The following is a 14,097-nucleotide window of genomic DNA, read 5'->3' as shown; positions in this document are numbered from 1 at the left end:
GATGATGGTATACTAATCGTTACAAAATACTTTCTCAAGGGATTGTGATAAGGATATGGTGAAATCAGTCCAGTTGACCTCCTAAAATGAAAAATGAATTAATTTTAGGAGGTCATAATAAATGATTTTTAACCCGATTGTCATGGATAACTGGAGCAGAAAACCCTATTTTGAGCATTATTTAAACAATGTCAGATGTACCTATAGCATGACCGTAAATATTGATATCACCCTTCTACTGTCAGAGCTTAAGCATAAGGGAATTAAGCTGTACCCAGCACTAATCCACATGATAACTACGGTGGTGAACCGTCATAGTGAATTCCGCACATGCTTTGATTCTCAAGGAAGATTAGGTTATTGGGATAGCTTGTCACCTAGTTTTACAATTTTCCATGATGATGATAAGACTTTCTCAAGCATCTGGACTTCGTACGGTGAAAAGTTTAATGATTTCTATAACCGTTATCTGGATGATATGAAAATGTACGGAAGTGTAAAACAATTTATCGCTAAAGCAAACGAACCACCGAACACCTTCCCTATTTCTAGTATTCCGTGGGTCAGCTTCACGAGCTTTAACCTGAACGTGTATAACGAGGGAACTTTCCTACTTCCCATCTTTACTATAGGAAAATATTTTCATCAAGACAAAAAAATACTATTACCAATATCGGGGCAATTCCACCATGCCGTGTGTGACGGTTACCATGCGAGCATGCTGTATAATGAATTACAATTACTTGCAGATACCTGTGAGGAATGGTTGTCCAACAATTAACCTCGTTATTCCGCTGAAGTCGAACGATAGTTAAACATAAAGGGTTCTACATATTAGATATGTCTAATATGTAGAACCCTTTTTTATTTGATTTTCTCATCAATCTCCCGAAAGATCTGCCGACCATTTCCCGTTCTGCCAGAATAATTTGAGTACCATTGCTGTTCCTGGAGAAGGTGCAACAGCGCTGTAGAATGTGACTCCCGGAACTACCTGTGCAAGGAAATTTCGGATAACACCACCATGTGTGACTACCAGCACCCTGTTTGTTATTACCTTATCCTTGTTTTCTTTAATTGATGCCTGCACAAATGGATCCTCAGCCGCTCGGCCCAAATCTAATAGAAAGCTGCGCACCCGTTCGTCAAACTGCGCCCATGCTTCTCCATCTGGTGGTGTAACCGTGGAAGGATTATCAATCCAGCTTCTATACAGTGAATTATCCTTCAATTCCTCATAACTACAACCTTCGAAAGCTCCAAAATTCATTTCACGCAACCGCTGATCGTAGATAGCTACCTTCTCTAGCAAAGGTGATATGTAAGCTAGTGTTTCCCGACATCTAAGCAAATCGCTGCAATATACACGCAAAAAGCCATTTGATGCTTCAAGCCCCTGTTCGGTCAACCAACCAAGCGGCTGTTTTAGCTGAGATAGCTGCGCCACTGCACTTGAAAGCAGTGGGAGATCCGTATGTCCTAAGTAACGATGTTCAGCATTCCACTGAGTTTGCCCGTGGCGAACGAGTACTAGTTCTAGCTCTATAAGAGGAAAAGCCATATCTAGCATCAGCCCCCGATCCAGATCCACGCTATAGCTGCGCAGACAGCAACAAATATTGAAGAACAGAGCATCATCATCCGTGAGGTCTGAATAATATCGTCCGGCGCCATAGGTCGCACCGGATCACCCATATAGGCCCGGAAAGAAGCCACACCATGGTACACGTTCTCGCCACCGAGCCGGATACCGAGGGCGCCTGCAACAGCGGATTCTGGATAGCCGCTATTTGGGCTTGGATGGAGTCGTGCATCCCGCTTCACCATCTGCAGGCATCTCCGCCAATCCAGACGAAGCACCCATGCACACAGAGCCAAGAGCAGTGCCGTTATCCGCGCTGGAATGAAGTTGGCGACATCATCTAACCGAGCGGATGCGCAGCCGAGATCACGGTATTTATCATTCTTATATCCCACCATGGAATCGAGCGTGTTGACTGCTCGATAAGCCATAGCAAGCGGCGCGCCACCGATGAGCGCGTAGAACAATGGAGAAATAATCGCATCGACGATATTCTCTGCTACAGTCTCCACCGTGCCGCGCACAATTTCCGGGGGATCTAGTGTGGTCGTATCACGTCCCACGATCATCCCCAGAGCCTTGCGAGCTGCAGGAATATCACCTTTACGGAGTTCCACGTACACCGCCATCCCAGCATCCTTCAGCCCCTTGGAGGCAATTGTGGTTGAAATCAGCCATGCCTCGGCTATCCAGACGAGCCAAGGTGAGATAAACGACAACAGCCATAGAAGAATGGCAGTCAGTGCCCAAGCGCCGCCCGCCACACACAGCGGAAGTAATACCCCCGCTCTTCGCAGGCTTTGCGGACGGGACCATAGAAGGCGGATCACCCGCTCCAGAGCCGTGATCGCTTTGCCCATTCCAATTACGGGATGGGGCAAGCTGCGCGGGTCACCTACAATCCGGTCTATCACATAAGCCGCAAGCAGTACCAATGCGATTGTCACAGGCGATCACCTCTGAACAATCTCCAACATCTCCAGCGATTCCAGCGATTCATCCTCATTAGCTGTCCTTCCTTGCCTGCACCGATAGCAAGCTTCCCGTCACAGCGCTATACACAAGGCGGCCGATAGCGCCCCCCAGATCGGTAGCTGTTCCGGCGTAAACATGCTCTGCATTGTATCGCCCGCTTTGGCTCACAGCCAGTACGATCGCATCCGTAGTTGTTCCGGTTGCGATCAAGCCATTCTCGGGATCGGTAATCCCGAGATCGGCCAGAGCAGCAGCTTTGGCTTCGACAGCTGTCTGCACAGCATTGACCATGGCCGCCGGTGTCAGGCGGCCATCAATTCCTAGCATTATGTTAATCGTACCCGGTCGATAAACAGCCAGCACATTGCGTTCCACACCAGCGCGCGCAGCATTTCCTGCGGCAGCAGTAACGCAAACAAAAATCCCCGCGGAGCCAGTGTCTTCTTCAGCTACCGCTGCATGCTCAAGCGGTACAGCCGTCATCAGACCCGCACAGCCAGATAATGAATACCCCCAATTACGCAGCTTATTCTCCATATCCTGAACTGGATCACTACATTCATAATTACGGTCAACATATAAATTGACAGCCCGCTCTAGCCGATTCATTCCTCCACCATAGAACGCACTCGATAAACCATCTGCTTCAGCAGGCAGCTCTAGTAGCAGATGGTTTCCCTTCCACTGTAAAGCAAGCCCTGGCCAGATAGCCGAATGGTACTCTTTTACGCCTCCAGCGAGGTTAAATGGAATCTTCACTTGCACCATTTCCCGATCCAGCTCCTTTCAACGCTCATCTTTTTCTTTAACCAGCTCCACGGCCGCTCTTTCTCTCCCCAGCCCTCTCACTCATAAATCGCCTATTCCTCTAATTCAGCAAATACTCTATATCCACCTTAGCACCTGTCCCTCAACCCATCTATTGCACTTTGTACAACAGATTTAACTAGATACACTGGCAAAATCCATTCTGTTGTAATTCGTGCAATAGAATGTCACGTAAGGGTCTGTTTCGCACCAATTTTCAAAATTCTGTTGTACAGAGTGCTATAGAATCGAATTTCTACACCTGCTAGGCGTATTCTGTTGTACAAAATACAACAGAATTTACTTTAGAGGGTATCCATCAAAAAACACCTAATCAAAATATGTCACAACCTTGAGCATGCGAGCTGAAGCATCCTATCCGGCCACAAACCCCATTCTTTTGCGTTACATAGACCACTTAGCAGTTTACTCCCAGCCTTCTGCGCAACATGAATCACTCAGGCAGTTGACTCCCAACCACCTGCGCTGCACCAGTCACTTCCCCGCCAGAATCTTCCCCATCTGATTCAGCAGTCGGACATTATCCTCATGTCGCTTAACGGCAACCCTGATATGCCTTTCCCCTAGACCTGGGTACATAGCGCAGCTGCGCACCAGTATACCGGCGCGCCCAAGACGGGTCTGCATCTCCTCCGCGCTCCATGACGAAGGCAGACCACAGAGCAGAAAGTTGGCTTCTCCCGGCGGCACATCGCAGCCCAGCTGCATAAGGCCTTGCCGCAGCAGCTCACGCTCCGCCTTTATCAGCTCTCGCGTGCGACGTTCATACTCGTGCCCACACTCAAGGCAGGCTTCACCGGCTAGCAGCGCCAAGCCGTTCACGCTCCAAGTGACCTGCTTTGCGGTCATCGCCTTTGCAAGCTCTGGATGCGAAATTGCAAACCCGAGACGCAATCCAGGAATCGCGTAAAATTTCGTCATCGACCGTACCAGTATCGTATGCGGAAACTGCTCCAGCTCCGGCAGCAGCGTATTCCGTTCAGCCTCTGGAATAAAATCAATAAAAGCTTCATCCACAGCTAAATAAGCTCCGCAGCTCTCTGCCTTCCGCGCTAGCCAGCGTAGTTCATCCACCGCATACTGAACGCCATTAGGATTGTTCGGCTGTCCAAGGAACAGCAGCTCAACCTTCTCCAGCAGCCCGGCAATCTCGTCCACTCCAGCTCGAAACTGCTGTTCCCTTGTCCCCTGAACAGATAATACTTCTGCGCCGAATTGCACAGAAAGCTGTCTATACTCAGAGAAACAAGGTTCAACGATACCCACCCTTTTCGGGACGATCGCAAGCAGCAACAATGCCATAGATTCTGCTGCTCCGTTACCTACGGTCAACAAGCTACTATCTATGCCGAGATCCTCTGCTAGCAGGCTTTTGAAGCGCCGGTGTCCAGGGTCCGGGTAAGCAACCACCGTAGACAATGCTGTTTTAAGCAGCTCCAAGACCGCCGGTGGAGGCCCGAGAGGATTGATGTTGGCACTGAAATCGAGAAATATGCCGCCAGCTTCCTCATATAGTTCCGAAGCCGTTAGCAAATCACCGCCATGGCCGTATTTTTCAAGCATATTTACACTCCCTCTATCAACTATCTCCTGCTCAATAGGTATGCCTTTGCCACCATTATTGCGTCTTTGCCGGAAATACGTCAATGCTTCCCCGGAGGAATCATCTGAATAACCCATCTACTTAAACCCTCTTTCAGAACTACGAAGCTATCTCTTTTGTTAAAAAACCGCTTTTGGTTTAAAATGAGAACTGTAATCAATTTTGCTGCAACGGAGGAATTCACTATGATTTTTATTGATAACACAGGGATTACTGACGCTTCCATCAATTTGGCGATTGAGGAATATGCGCTGAAACACTTGCCGATGGATGAGAGTTACCTGCTTTTTTATATTAACAGCCCATCTATCATCATCGGTAAACACCAGAATACGATTGAAGAAATCAATCAGGAATATGTTAAAGAAAATGGTATTAAGGTTGTGCGTCGTTTGTCCGGTGGTGGAGCTGTCTATCACGATCTCGGAAACTTAAACTTCAGCTTCATTACCAAGGACGACGGCCAGTCCTTCCATAACTTTCTGAAATTCACCCAGCCGGTGATCGACTACTTGCAAAGTATGGGTGTAAACGCTGAGCTTAGTGGCCGGAATGACCTTCAAGTCGGCGAACAAAAAATTTCAGGAAACGCTCAATTCTCCACACGTGGACGCATGTTCAGCCATGGCACATTGATGTTCGATCTCAATTTGGATAATGTACAAGCCTCACTGAAAGTAAATCCAGAGAAATTCAAATCCAAAAGCACCAAATCCGTACGTAGTCGCGTAGCGAACATCAAGGAACTGCTGGGTACAGATATGACCATTGAAGAGTTCCGCTCCGGCTTGCTGCGTTCGATCTTTGGCATGGAGCCATCCGAGGTTCCTCAGTACAAACTTCAGGAAGCAGACTGGGTCAAAATCCACGAAATTTCCAAAGAGCACTATCAGAACTGGGATTGGAACTACGGTCTGTCGCCAAAAAGTAACGTCAAACACACACGCAAATTCCCTGCTGGAATTATTGATATTCGTATGGATATTGAAGATTCCCTCATTAAGGACATCAAAATCTACGGTGACTTCTTTGGGGTTGGTGACGTAGTCGATGTTGAAAATGCCCTTCGCGGCAAACGTTATGACGAGGCTGAAGTTAGAGAAGCATTAGCTCATCTAGATCTGAAGCATTATTTCGGACGTATTGAACCGGAGGACTTTATCGGATTGGTTTTCTTAGAGGAATAGTTATACAAAAATAAAGGGGCCTGCTTATCCTCTGCGCAATTTGCGTAAAGAATAGACAAGCCCCTCTTTCATATTCATTTTAGTTCAAGGAGAAAGTATAAATACATAGACAACGAACGCTAGAGTCAGCATGATGCAGATGTTCTCTACGGCTCCACCTTTTTTCGTGCCTGTACTCATTAGCTTGAGACGCAGCTTAAAGGGGATTGGCGGCAAAGGTGTAATTCCTCTTTGAGTAAGGGAGTCTGCCAGTAGATGAAGTGCATACGACATACCGCCAGCTATCCATAGACTGCCACCGTCATTTATACCGGCTGAGGCGAAATACAATAAGGCGCTCCAGCCCGCAACACCATACAAGGTATGTGTCAGGCCGCGGTGTGGGACAATCGATGAGACGACGAGCACGCATGCTGCAATGTAGTTCCATGGATCATAGGCTTCCCCGAAGGCAAAGAGTGCTATGGCGATTAAAATCATGACTAAATGGCGCAGCTTTCGGCTTGGAAGGAATGATACACTACCTACAAGCAATGCCAGCACAATATTCCAAGGGCGTTCCACGATTCCGGCAAAATAGAGATAGATTGCCGCGCCTATCAAAGCAATTTGCAGCACTCTCAATAGAAACTCTGGAATCGCCTTGCGCACGAGCAGCGAATTCGGTTCATCGATATCAGGCAGCAAAGAGCTTAACGCTGCGACCGCAATAACTGGAATCGTAATCTCGTGTGACATCAAACTCATTACAGATAGGGTAACCCCAGTGCTGATTATTAAATGGGATCTGCCCATCATGGTGAAACCGCTCCTTTCTAAGATGCGAAAAACAAGAACAAATGTGCGGTTATCGAAGTATATCAAGACCCTGTTTTTTTGTCTAGCCTAATCCCTTAAATCCCTTTAAATATAAGCCTTTGAGCGATTCCTATCTTGTCCTCCCCATGAATATACGATACAATTTGGACAACTTGACCTTGTCGTTCTTACAAGGACGGCATTTGCCGAAGAGAGGATGACCTTAGAAGTGAAGCGTTCCCGTATGGCCGATTTCAGCCTGCTACTTGTGGCGATGATGTGGGGATGCACCTTTCTGATTGTTCAAAATGCTGTCAAAGTGCTCCCTCCACTCGCGTTTAACAGCATCCGCTTTACAGGTGCTGCCCTGTTGCTGGCTCTAATCACTTTTATTTTTTACCGCAAGGAGTGGAAGCAGCTAAGCTTCCGCATGGTACGCGATTCTCTGCTGCTAGGCCTTTTTTTGTTTATGGGCTATGGCTTCCAGACCATGGGACTTCTATATACAACCACCTCCAATACCGGGTTTATTACCGGTCTATCGGTCGTATTGGTTCCGTTTCTCTCTCTGGCGCTACTAAAGCATGCCATTTCACGTTACACTTGGTTCAGCGCGGCGCTTGCCGCAGTAGGTCTTTACCTGCTGACCTTCACAGGCTCTGCTTTGTCCCTGAATAAAGGTGATGCTCTTATCCTGCTATGCGCCATAGCTTTTGCGCTACAAGTCGCATATACTGGCGTTTATGCACCTCATTATCCGGCTTTGCCGCTGGCAACCCTGCAGCTCGCCTTCGTTGGACTGTTCAGCATTGTCGCTTCGCTTATCTTTGAAGGAGCTGCACCGCTGGCACACAGCGCAGAGCTTATCAAGGACCCAGACGTTCTCTGGGCACTTTTAATCTCTATTGGCCCTACCAGCGCTTTTGCTTTCTGGATTCAAACCGCCTGCCAGAAATACACTACGCCTTCCCGGGTAGCCATTATTTATGCCACAGAACCTGTATTCGCTGTGCTGACAGGCTTAGCCTTTGGCGGAGAAACGCTTGGTATGTCCGCTCTGCTCGGTTGTGGTTGTATACTGGGAGCTATGCTTATGGCAGAGCTGAGTCCGGAACCGGGTCAGAATCAACATAAGAAGAATTATTTTCCCAAATTACATTTATTTAGAAAGAGATAAGGAGAGAGACAAATGTACAAATTGATCGCAATTGATATTGATGACACTCTAATTAACGATGACAAGGAAGTAACACCCGCTACACAGACTGCGCTTGAAGAGGCTGTAGCCGCTGGCGTTGTTGTAACCCTTGCTACAGGCCGAGCTTATGCTTCTGCACAAGCCATTGCCCGTCAAACTGGACTTAACGTGCCAATCATCACTTACCAAGGCGCACTCGTTAAGAACTTGCTCGATGAAAAGGTACTATATGAGCGTTACGTGCCACAAGATGCGGTACACAAGCTGTTCACTTACTGTGTGGAGCATAATCTGCATTTGCAAACTTACATTGACGACAAGCTGTATGCCCGTGAAGACAACCAGAAGATCAAAGACTATACGGACCTGAACAAAACACCATATTATATTGAACCAGATTGGGAGAAGCTTGTCCCGCAAAAAACACCAAAAATGCTGATTATCGATGATCCTGCATTCTTGGATGAGCTGGCTCCAATTCTACGTGAATTGCTCGGCGATTCCGTGCATATTACCAAATCCAAACCACAATTCCTAGAAATCATGCATCATGAAGGAACCAAGGGAATTGCGCTTGAATTCCTAGCCAATCATTTTGGTTGTGATCTCTCCGAGACTATGGCTATGGGTGACTCTTGGAACGATCATGAGATGCTGGAAGCTGCCGGTCTTGGCGTTGCTATGGCTAACGCTATTCCTGCGCTAAAAGAAATTGCTGATTTCGTGACCCTAAGCAACAATGAAGATGGCGTAAAATACGCGATTGATAAATTCATTCTCAATAAAGTGAACTAAATCGGCTGAACTTAATAGTTTTATATACGTTAAACTTAAGATTTTTCTATTAAGGTAAGTGCGTGACTGCGGGGAATTTTTGGACTTCCGGCCGCTGTTGTCACCAGATTTCTTTGATTATATACCGTGTTTCACGGTTGAAATCCGGTGACAGCTTATGCTTCCGATGCGAGCTTTCCTTTGGAAAGCTTTCAGGCGGTCGCTATCGCTCCTACAGTTCTAAACTTCCCCTCCGTCGCTTTTCCCTTTTTAGTATGTTTTAAAGTTCAACTTATATAGAGTTAAAGTTCAATCTATATAAATTCACTTCCTTAACAAAAGGGTGCTGTAACGTCATGATATCTGACGTTGCAGCACCCTTTTGTTATTTCAGTAAGCTTGGAACTCCTGTAGATGCTCCATTACCTCATGCCCGCTCTCGCCAGCTTCTTCCTCTTCCAGCTGTGAATAGTACAAGCCATGATATCTTCCTGCCGTCGCAAGCAACTCTTCGTGGGTACCACTCTCCACAATTTCACCATTCTCCATCACTAGAATGATATCGGCATTCTGAATCGTAGATAGACGGTGGGCGATAACCAGTGTGGTTTTGTCTCCCATTAGTTTACGAATCGCCTGCTGCACTAGCTTCTCCGATTCATTATCAAGTGCTGCAGTAGCTTCATCTAGCAGCAAAATTGGAGAGTTCCTAAGAACCGCTCTTGCAATCGATAGCCGCTGACGTTGTCCACCGGACAGGCGTGAACCTTCCTCACCGATATCTGTATCGAGGCCCTCCGGCAACTCCATTACAAAATCATAAGCGTTTGCTTGTCGCAAAGCTTCCAGAATTTCTTGCTCACCTGCATCCGGATTTCCATTCCGAATATTATCACGGATACTTCCCGTATACAGCCCGGACTCTTGCGGCACATAAGCAAAGTGACTCCTAAGCTTAGCAAGACTCATTTCACTTATCTTCTCATTATTTATAAGTACTTCACCCTGATCAGGTTCATACAACCCAAGCAATACTTTAAAAAGCGTAGATTTCCCTCCACCACTCGGTCCCACAATCGCCATTTGAGCCCCTTTGTGAAGCTCTAAGCTGATCTTGTTCAAGCTGTGTTTCTCTGCTCCCGGATAAGAGAAGGATACCGAGGACATGACCATACGCTCAAATTCAGGCTGCTTCGTCACTGCTTCGGGTAGAGCCTTCACTTCTACAGGGCTATCCAACACTTCAAAGATTCGTCCCGCCGCCCCAAGTGATTGCTGCATCGAATTGATCAGTCCTGGTAATGCCGAGAACGGCATGACTAGATAATTCATGAGCTGTATGAAGGCAATCATCGCACCGACCTCAAGGGATCCTTTGGCCACAAAATAACCAGCCACGACCAGCGCAAGAAGAAATGTGAAGTTTCCTAAAAACGACGAGAATGAGCCGGTAGCTCCCTCAATTCTTCCCCGCTTCAATTCTTCGGAAGTAATATTTTCACTATGTTCCTGATACTGCTTCATTAGTCTGCGCTCGATGGAAAAAGATTTAAACACCATACTACTACCTAGAATGTCATGCAAAAAAGAAGTAATCTTGCTCATATGATTCTGAATCCTCACACTGTTCTCACGCATTGCTGAACCGAAGATTTTTCCCGTAAGGAACATCAAGGGCCCCATTGCAAAACAGATCAGTGCCAGTAGCCAGTTAATATAGAGCAAATAACCAAAAGCCGCGAGAGCAAGCAAAGGGTTACGGATCAGATCAATCATTACTTCGCCGGTAGCATTACCCACAGATTGATTATCATTAGTAAAGCGGGACAATAAATCCCCGGAATGATTACGGTCAAAATAAGACTGAGGAAGTGCTAAGGTATGCCGCATCATATCCAGCCGCAGCTCATTTCTGATCTTGGCAGAGATTTTATTTTTGAGATACCGATCGATGAAACCGTTAATTGCACTCACTAATAAGTAAATTAAACCGAATATAACCAGCCCTTTAAAAGCTTTCACATCGAGTCTAACCGCAGCATCTGTAATCACTGAGAGCAGCCAAGCGATCGTTAGATCCAGAACAATCCCAAATAAAGTCGTAAATAATAAAACCGTATATAAGAGCTTATGCCTTAACATGTATGTACTTAATCTTGAAAAAACACCCTTTTGCTTCAAAAAATCAGCCCTCTCCCCCTAAAATTCCACGCCTCTAACCTTCGCAAACAGCTTGCTGTCATGTATTTTCCCATCTAGCCCAAGACGCTCTCTCCGTAAAATACCCTCCAGTGTATACCCTGCACGCTCAGCAACTGCAGCACTTTTGATATTTCGTGCACTACACCGAATCTCGATGCGATTAGCTTCTAATTCCCTGATAGCAAAATCGGTGATTCCATTCACCGCTTCGGTCATATAACCTTTACCCGCGCAGGAGCTCCGAATCCAATAACCAATTTCAAAATTCCGCAGTTCCCAGTTTATACGATGCAGGCCACTGCAACCGATAAAACTACCCGTAGCCTTATTGAAAATGCGCATATGCAGCTGATTACGTTTTAAAAAATCCAGCCTAGCCTCACGTGTGAATCTCTCCGATTCATCCAAAGTCGGACTCGTTTGAGCAAAAGGCATCCAAGGTTTCAATTCCTCTAAACTCTCACCTATAGCCACATTCATACTAACGCCATCCCCCCACAAAGGGGCACGAATGAGCAGACGCTCGGTCTCAAAGCTCTCAGGAAATTCAATCAGGATCGGATCCATAGGATTAGCCACTTGGTACTCCCCTTTCCATTGATGATAATTATTCTATATCTGTAAATATAAGACGATAATACTTTCTGATTATAAAGTATAAACATGCTTCTGAATACTAAATGCAATAGATATCACAAAAGGGACAGCAAAAGGCTGAATTTGCCCGAATGATGTCCCCCTTGTATCATAGAAAAGTCAAAGCTTAAGCCAAATCATTGAGGTTTCTAGTTAAATCGCATATATATTGTTGTTGTCTTTTTCATGTATACTATAACCAGTTTGACTATCTTAACAAAAATAGAGGAGTAACTTCACAACATGAGCAAAAGACTTACTGCACTATTTTCAATTCCCTCTTATGCCTTACTCTTTTTGTGTATGCTACTGCAGGGAATGGGGATTTCACTCAGCACACCCTTCTTATCCATTTATTTCACGGAACAGCTTGGCGTATCTGTCGGGATGTTTGGTGTTTTTCTAGCTACCACATTAGTTGCCGGCATATGGATTAGTACGCTTATCGGGAGACGCTCTGATCTCGGCTTGAATCGAAAACATATTTATCTTGTTGCCACGCTCTGTAATGCTCTGGCTTTTGGCGGGTACTTGCTCATTCAGGATTTTACGATCTTGTTCATCTATATGATTGTGTTCACCGCTCTCGGTGCACCAGGGATGCCTCAACTGTTCGCCATTGCTAGAGAAGCAGTGAATAAAAGTGATTTTAATGATACAGCGTTTGCGAATTCTACCTTGCGCTCTGCTTTCTCTCTCGGCTTTATTACAGGCCCTTTAATCGGCACCCTGCTAATCGCTGCTGTTGGGTTTAAGGGGATTTTCTCGGGTACAATCGGAGTCTTCCTTCTTGTTGCCTTACTCGTTTTCTTATTTCTCAAATCAAATACAGAGCTGAGCAGCAACAAGGCTGAAGTAAAAGTAAGAAGCTTCCGGCTCGTTCAGAACCGTAATATTCTGCTGCCTTTTCTGATTCTGATACTCATGTATGTAGCGCACTGGACGAGTAGCATTAATACAGCCCTCTTTATTACAAACAATCTAGGGGGAACGACAAGCGATGTCGGTCTAGTCAGCAGTATATGTGCTGCGCTGGAAATTCCATTTATGATTATGCTAGGTCTACTCAGTGCAAAGTACAGTAATCGATCCTTGATGATGTGTGGGGCGATTCTAGGCGGCGCTTATTATCTCGTTGTCATTCTCTCTGGCGCGATGTGGCAGATGCTTGCAGCCCAAGTTCTACTCGCCGTTTTCGTTGCTGTTATTTCAGCGATTGGCATTAGCTACATCCAGGATCTGCTTCCAAGCATGCCTGGGTATGCATCTACACTGTACTCTAATTCATCCACGATCGGCAGATTGATTGGCAGTCTTGTTGGCGGGGGGTTAGCCACTCTTGTAGGTTACCGGTATTCATTCGTACTCTGTTTTGTACTCATCACTATTGCCTTAATCATGCTTGCGGTAAGCGGACGTCAACCTGTACATGAATCAGATAAATTAACCGTTTAACCTGTTTATTGGCTCTATCTTTGTCCTTTAAGCCCTTCTCTTCTAATGTGAAGAGAAGGGCTTTTTGTGTAGTGGAATTCTCGTACCTGTCTGTGCCAGTGTAACATTCTCCGGCAAAATATATGACTGTCTCATATCCACATCATGCGACATATGAGTATATACTGCCTTTGTAGGCTTAACGATTTGCAGCAGCTCCGCCGCCTCCGTCATATCGTACACAGAACGAGTGGATAGCTCTGCCGCTTCGTAATAGAAGCTTGTACCAAGGACCAGCAGGTCGGCTCCATGCATCAGACGTGTCTCCTCAGCCCCAAGAGATATGGAATCAGGACAATACACCCATGTGTAGTCCTCCTTCTCTAGCCGAAAAGCGTACGAGTATCCATTCTTCCCATGGTTTACTTTCCAGGTATCTATCTTCCAGCCGTCCAGCTCTATACCTTCATCACAGGGAATCATCTCGATGTGATTTCGCAGCCAAGGGTATTGCCGCTCGATAATGGGAATGACTTCTGCCGGAGTATAGAGTTCACCCTTAATGCCCGTCCATCGACAAGCATCGGCCCATTCCGGCAGCCCACCAATATGATCAAAATGAGCGTGAGTCACCAGCAGTCTTCGCATATTCCGTACTCCCTGCGCCTCCATCTGACGTCGCCAGTCTGGTCCGCAATCAATCACTAGAAAGTCACTGCCATTATCTATAAGTACAGAGGAACGCAGCCTTATATTGCTTCCCTGTTCCCTTGCTTCTGTGCAGGTCTCGCAGCTGCAATATACCCGAGGAACACCCATGGCATCCCCAGTACCCAAAAACACCAACGTATCCATAGCCCATCTCTCCTTCAGTTCCCAT

13 protein-coding genes are annotated in these 14,097 nt (G+C 46.3%); 5 read left to right on the top strand and 8 right to left on the bottom strand.

Annotated features, from left to right (window positions below; all coding sequences use genetic code 11):
- Window positions 1–121: 121 nt before the first annotated feature.
- Window positions 122–781: a type A chloramphenicol O-acetyltransferase gene (gene catA / locus NST74_RS06150; RefSeq protein ID WP_341110970.1), complete on the top strand. Its 660-nt coding sequence runs from the start codon at window positions 122–124 to the stop codon at window positions 779–781.
- A gap of 99 nt (window positions 782–880) precedes the next feature.
- On the opposite strand, the gene NST74_RS06145 is transcribed toward catA, so the two are convergent.
- The 4 genes from NST74_RS06145 to NST74_RS06130 form a co-directional block, all read right to left on the bottom strand.
- Window positions 881–1,561, bottom strand: a complete 681-nt coding sequence (locus NST74_RS06145) for a histidine phosphatase family protein (RefSeq protein WP_341110969.1) — start codon at window positions 1,559–1,561, stop codon at window positions 881–883.
- An 8-nt stretch (window positions 1,562–1,569) separates the two neighbouring features.
- On the bottom strand, window positions 1,570–2,529 hold the full coding sequence (gene cbiB / locus NST74_RS06140; protein ID WP_341110968.1) for an adenosylcobinamide-phosphate synthase CbiB: 960 nt from the start codon (window positions 2,527–2,529) through the stop codon (window positions 1,570–1,572).
- A gap of 58 nt (window positions 2,530–2,587) precedes the next feature.
- Complete coding sequence (locus tag NST74_RS06135; RefSeq protein WP_076118075.1) at window positions 2,588–3,325, bottom strand: adenosylcobinamide amidohydrolase; 738 nt, start codon at window positions 3,323–3,325, stop codon at window positions 2,588–2,590.
- Window positions 3,326–3,859: 534 nt separating this feature from the next.
- A complete protein-coding gene (locus tag NST74_RS06130) occupies window positions 3,860–4,948 on the bottom strand; it encodes a pyridoxal phosphate-dependent aminotransferase (protein WP_341115838.1) in 1,089 nt (362 codons plus the stop codon).
- Between the two features lie 225 nt (window positions 4,949–5,173).
- Between NST74_RS06130 and NST74_RS06125 the strand changes: the two genes are divergently transcribed.
- Complete coding sequence (locus NST74_RS06125) at window positions 5,174–6,175, top strand: lipoate--protein ligase (protein WP_341110966.1); 1,002 nt, start codon at window positions 5,174–5,176, stop codon at window positions 6,173–6,175.
- An 84-nt stretch (window positions 6,176–6,259) separates the two neighbouring features.
- Here NST74_RS06125 and NST74_RS06120 read toward each other — a convergent pair whose 3' ends face one another.
- Complete coding sequence (locus NST74_RS06120; RefSeq protein WP_283910613.1) at window positions 6,260–6,973, bottom strand: metal-dependent hydrolase; 714 nt, start codon at window positions 6,971–6,973, stop codon at window positions 6,260–6,262.
- Window positions 6,974–7,202: 229 nt separating this feature from the next.
- On the opposite strand from NST74_RS06120, the gene NST74_RS06115 reads away from it, so the two are divergent.
- Together NST74_RS06115 and NST74_RS06110 are read left to right on the top strand one after the other, a co-directional pair.
- On the top strand, window positions 7,203–8,150 hold the full coding sequence (locus NST74_RS06115; RefSeq protein ID WP_341110963.1) for a DMT family transporter: 948 nt from the start codon (window positions 7,203–7,205) through the stop codon (window positions 8,148–8,150).
- Window positions 8,151–8,162: 12 nt separating this feature from the next.
- Window positions 8,163–8,966 carry a Cof-type HAD-IIB family hydrolase gene (locus NST74_RS06110; protein WP_042124947.1) on the top strand — a complete coding sequence of 268 codons (804 nt, stop codon included), beginning with the start codon at window positions 8,163–8,165 and terminating at the stop codon, window positions 8,964–8,966.
- 369 nt (window positions 8,967–9,335) lie between these two features.
- Here the strand turns inward: NST74_RS06110 and NST74_RS06105 are convergent, their stop codons facing one another.
- Both NST74_RS06105 and NST74_RS06100 read right to left on the bottom strand, forming a co-directional pair.
- Window positions 9,336–11,087, bottom strand: coding sequence for an ABC transporter ATP-binding protein (locus NST74_RS06105; protein WP_341110961.1), 1,752 nt, complete (start codon window positions 11,085–11,087; stop codon window positions 9,336–9,338).
- A 57-nt stretch (window positions 11,088–11,144) separates the two neighbouring features.
- The gene (locus NST74_RS06100; protein ID WP_341115837.1) at window positions 11,145–11,714 is read right to left on the bottom strand and encodes a GNAT family N-acetyltransferase; all 570 of its coding nucleotides are present in this window, start codon (window positions 11,712–11,714) and stop codon (window positions 11,145–11,147) included.
- Window positions 11,715–12,026: 312 nt separating this feature from the next.
- Between NST74_RS06100 and NST74_RS06095 the strand changes: the two genes are divergently transcribed.
- Window positions 12,027–13,238, top strand: a complete 1,212-nt coding sequence (locus tag NST74_RS06095) for a sugar efflux transporter (protein WP_341110960.1) — start codon at window positions 12,027–12,029, stop codon at window positions 13,236–13,238.
- Window positions 13,239–13,280: 42 nt separating this feature from the next.
- Here NST74_RS06095 and NST74_RS06090 read toward each other — a convergent pair whose 3' ends face one another.
- A complete protein-coding gene (locus NST74_RS06090; RefSeq protein ID WP_042124943.1) occupies window positions 13,281–14,072 on the bottom strand; it encodes an MBL fold metallo-hydrolase in 792 nt (263 codons plus the stop codon).
- Between the last annotated feature and the right edge of the window lie 25 nt (window positions 14,073–14,097).

The sequence above is a fragment of the Paenibacillus sp. FSL F4-0125 genome (assembly GCF_038008565.1).
Taxonomy (GTDB): Bacteria; Bacillota; Bacilli; order Paenibacillales; family Paenibacillaceae; genus Paenibacillus_AQ.
Note: the sequence above shows the minus strand (reverse complement) of the source record. Positions and strands in the feature narration are given on the sequence as shown.

What these genes read in the sequence shown, in the direction of transcription:
- NST74_RS06135 (WP_076118075.1), bottom strand. Translation starts at nt 3,325, where the DNA reads ATGGTGCAAGTGAAGATTCCATTTAACCTCGCTGGAGGCGTAAAAGAG.
- NST74_RS06145 (WP_341110969.1), bottom strand. Translation starts at nt 1,561, where the DNA reads ATGGCTTTTCCTCTTATAGAGCTAGAACTAGTACTCGTTCGCCACGGG.
- NST74_RS06105 (WP_341110961.1), bottom strand. Translation starts at nt 11,087, where the DNA reads ATGTTAAGGCATAAGCTCTTATATACGGTTTTATTATTTACGACTTTA.
- NST74_RS06095 (WP_341110960.1), top strand. Translation starts at nt 12,027, where the DNA reads ATGAGCAAAAGACTTACTGCACTATTTTCAATTCCCTCTTATGCCTTA.
- NST74_RS06090 (WP_042124943.1), bottom strand. Translation starts at nt 14,072, where the DNA reads ATGGATACGTTGGTGTTTTTGGGTACTGGGGATGCCATGGGTGTTCCT.
- NST74_RS06125 (WP_341110966.1), top strand. Translation starts at nt 5,174, where the DNA reads ATGATTTTTATTGATAACACAGGGATTACTGACGCTTCCATCAATTTG.
- NST74_RS06100 (WP_341115837.1), bottom strand. Translation starts at nt 11,714, where the DNA reads ATGGATCCGATCCTGATTGAATTTCCTGAGAGCTTTGAGACCGAGCGT.
- NST74_RS06130 (WP_341115838.1), bottom strand. Translation starts at nt 4,948, where the DNA reads ATGCTTGAAAAATACGGCCATGGCGGTGATTTGCTAACGGCTTCGGAA.
- catA (WP_341110970.1), top strand. Translation starts at nt 122, where the DNA reads ATGATTTTTAACCCGATTGTCATGGATAACTGGAGCAGAAAACCCTAT.
- NST74_RS06120 (WP_283910613.1), bottom strand. Translation starts at nt 6,973, where the DNA reads ATGATGGGCAGATCCCATTTAATAATCAGCACTGGGGTTACCCTATCT.
- NST74_RS06110 (WP_042124947.1), top strand. Translation starts at nt 8,163, where the DNA reads ATGTACAAATTGATCGCAATTGATATTGATGACACTCTAATTAACGAT.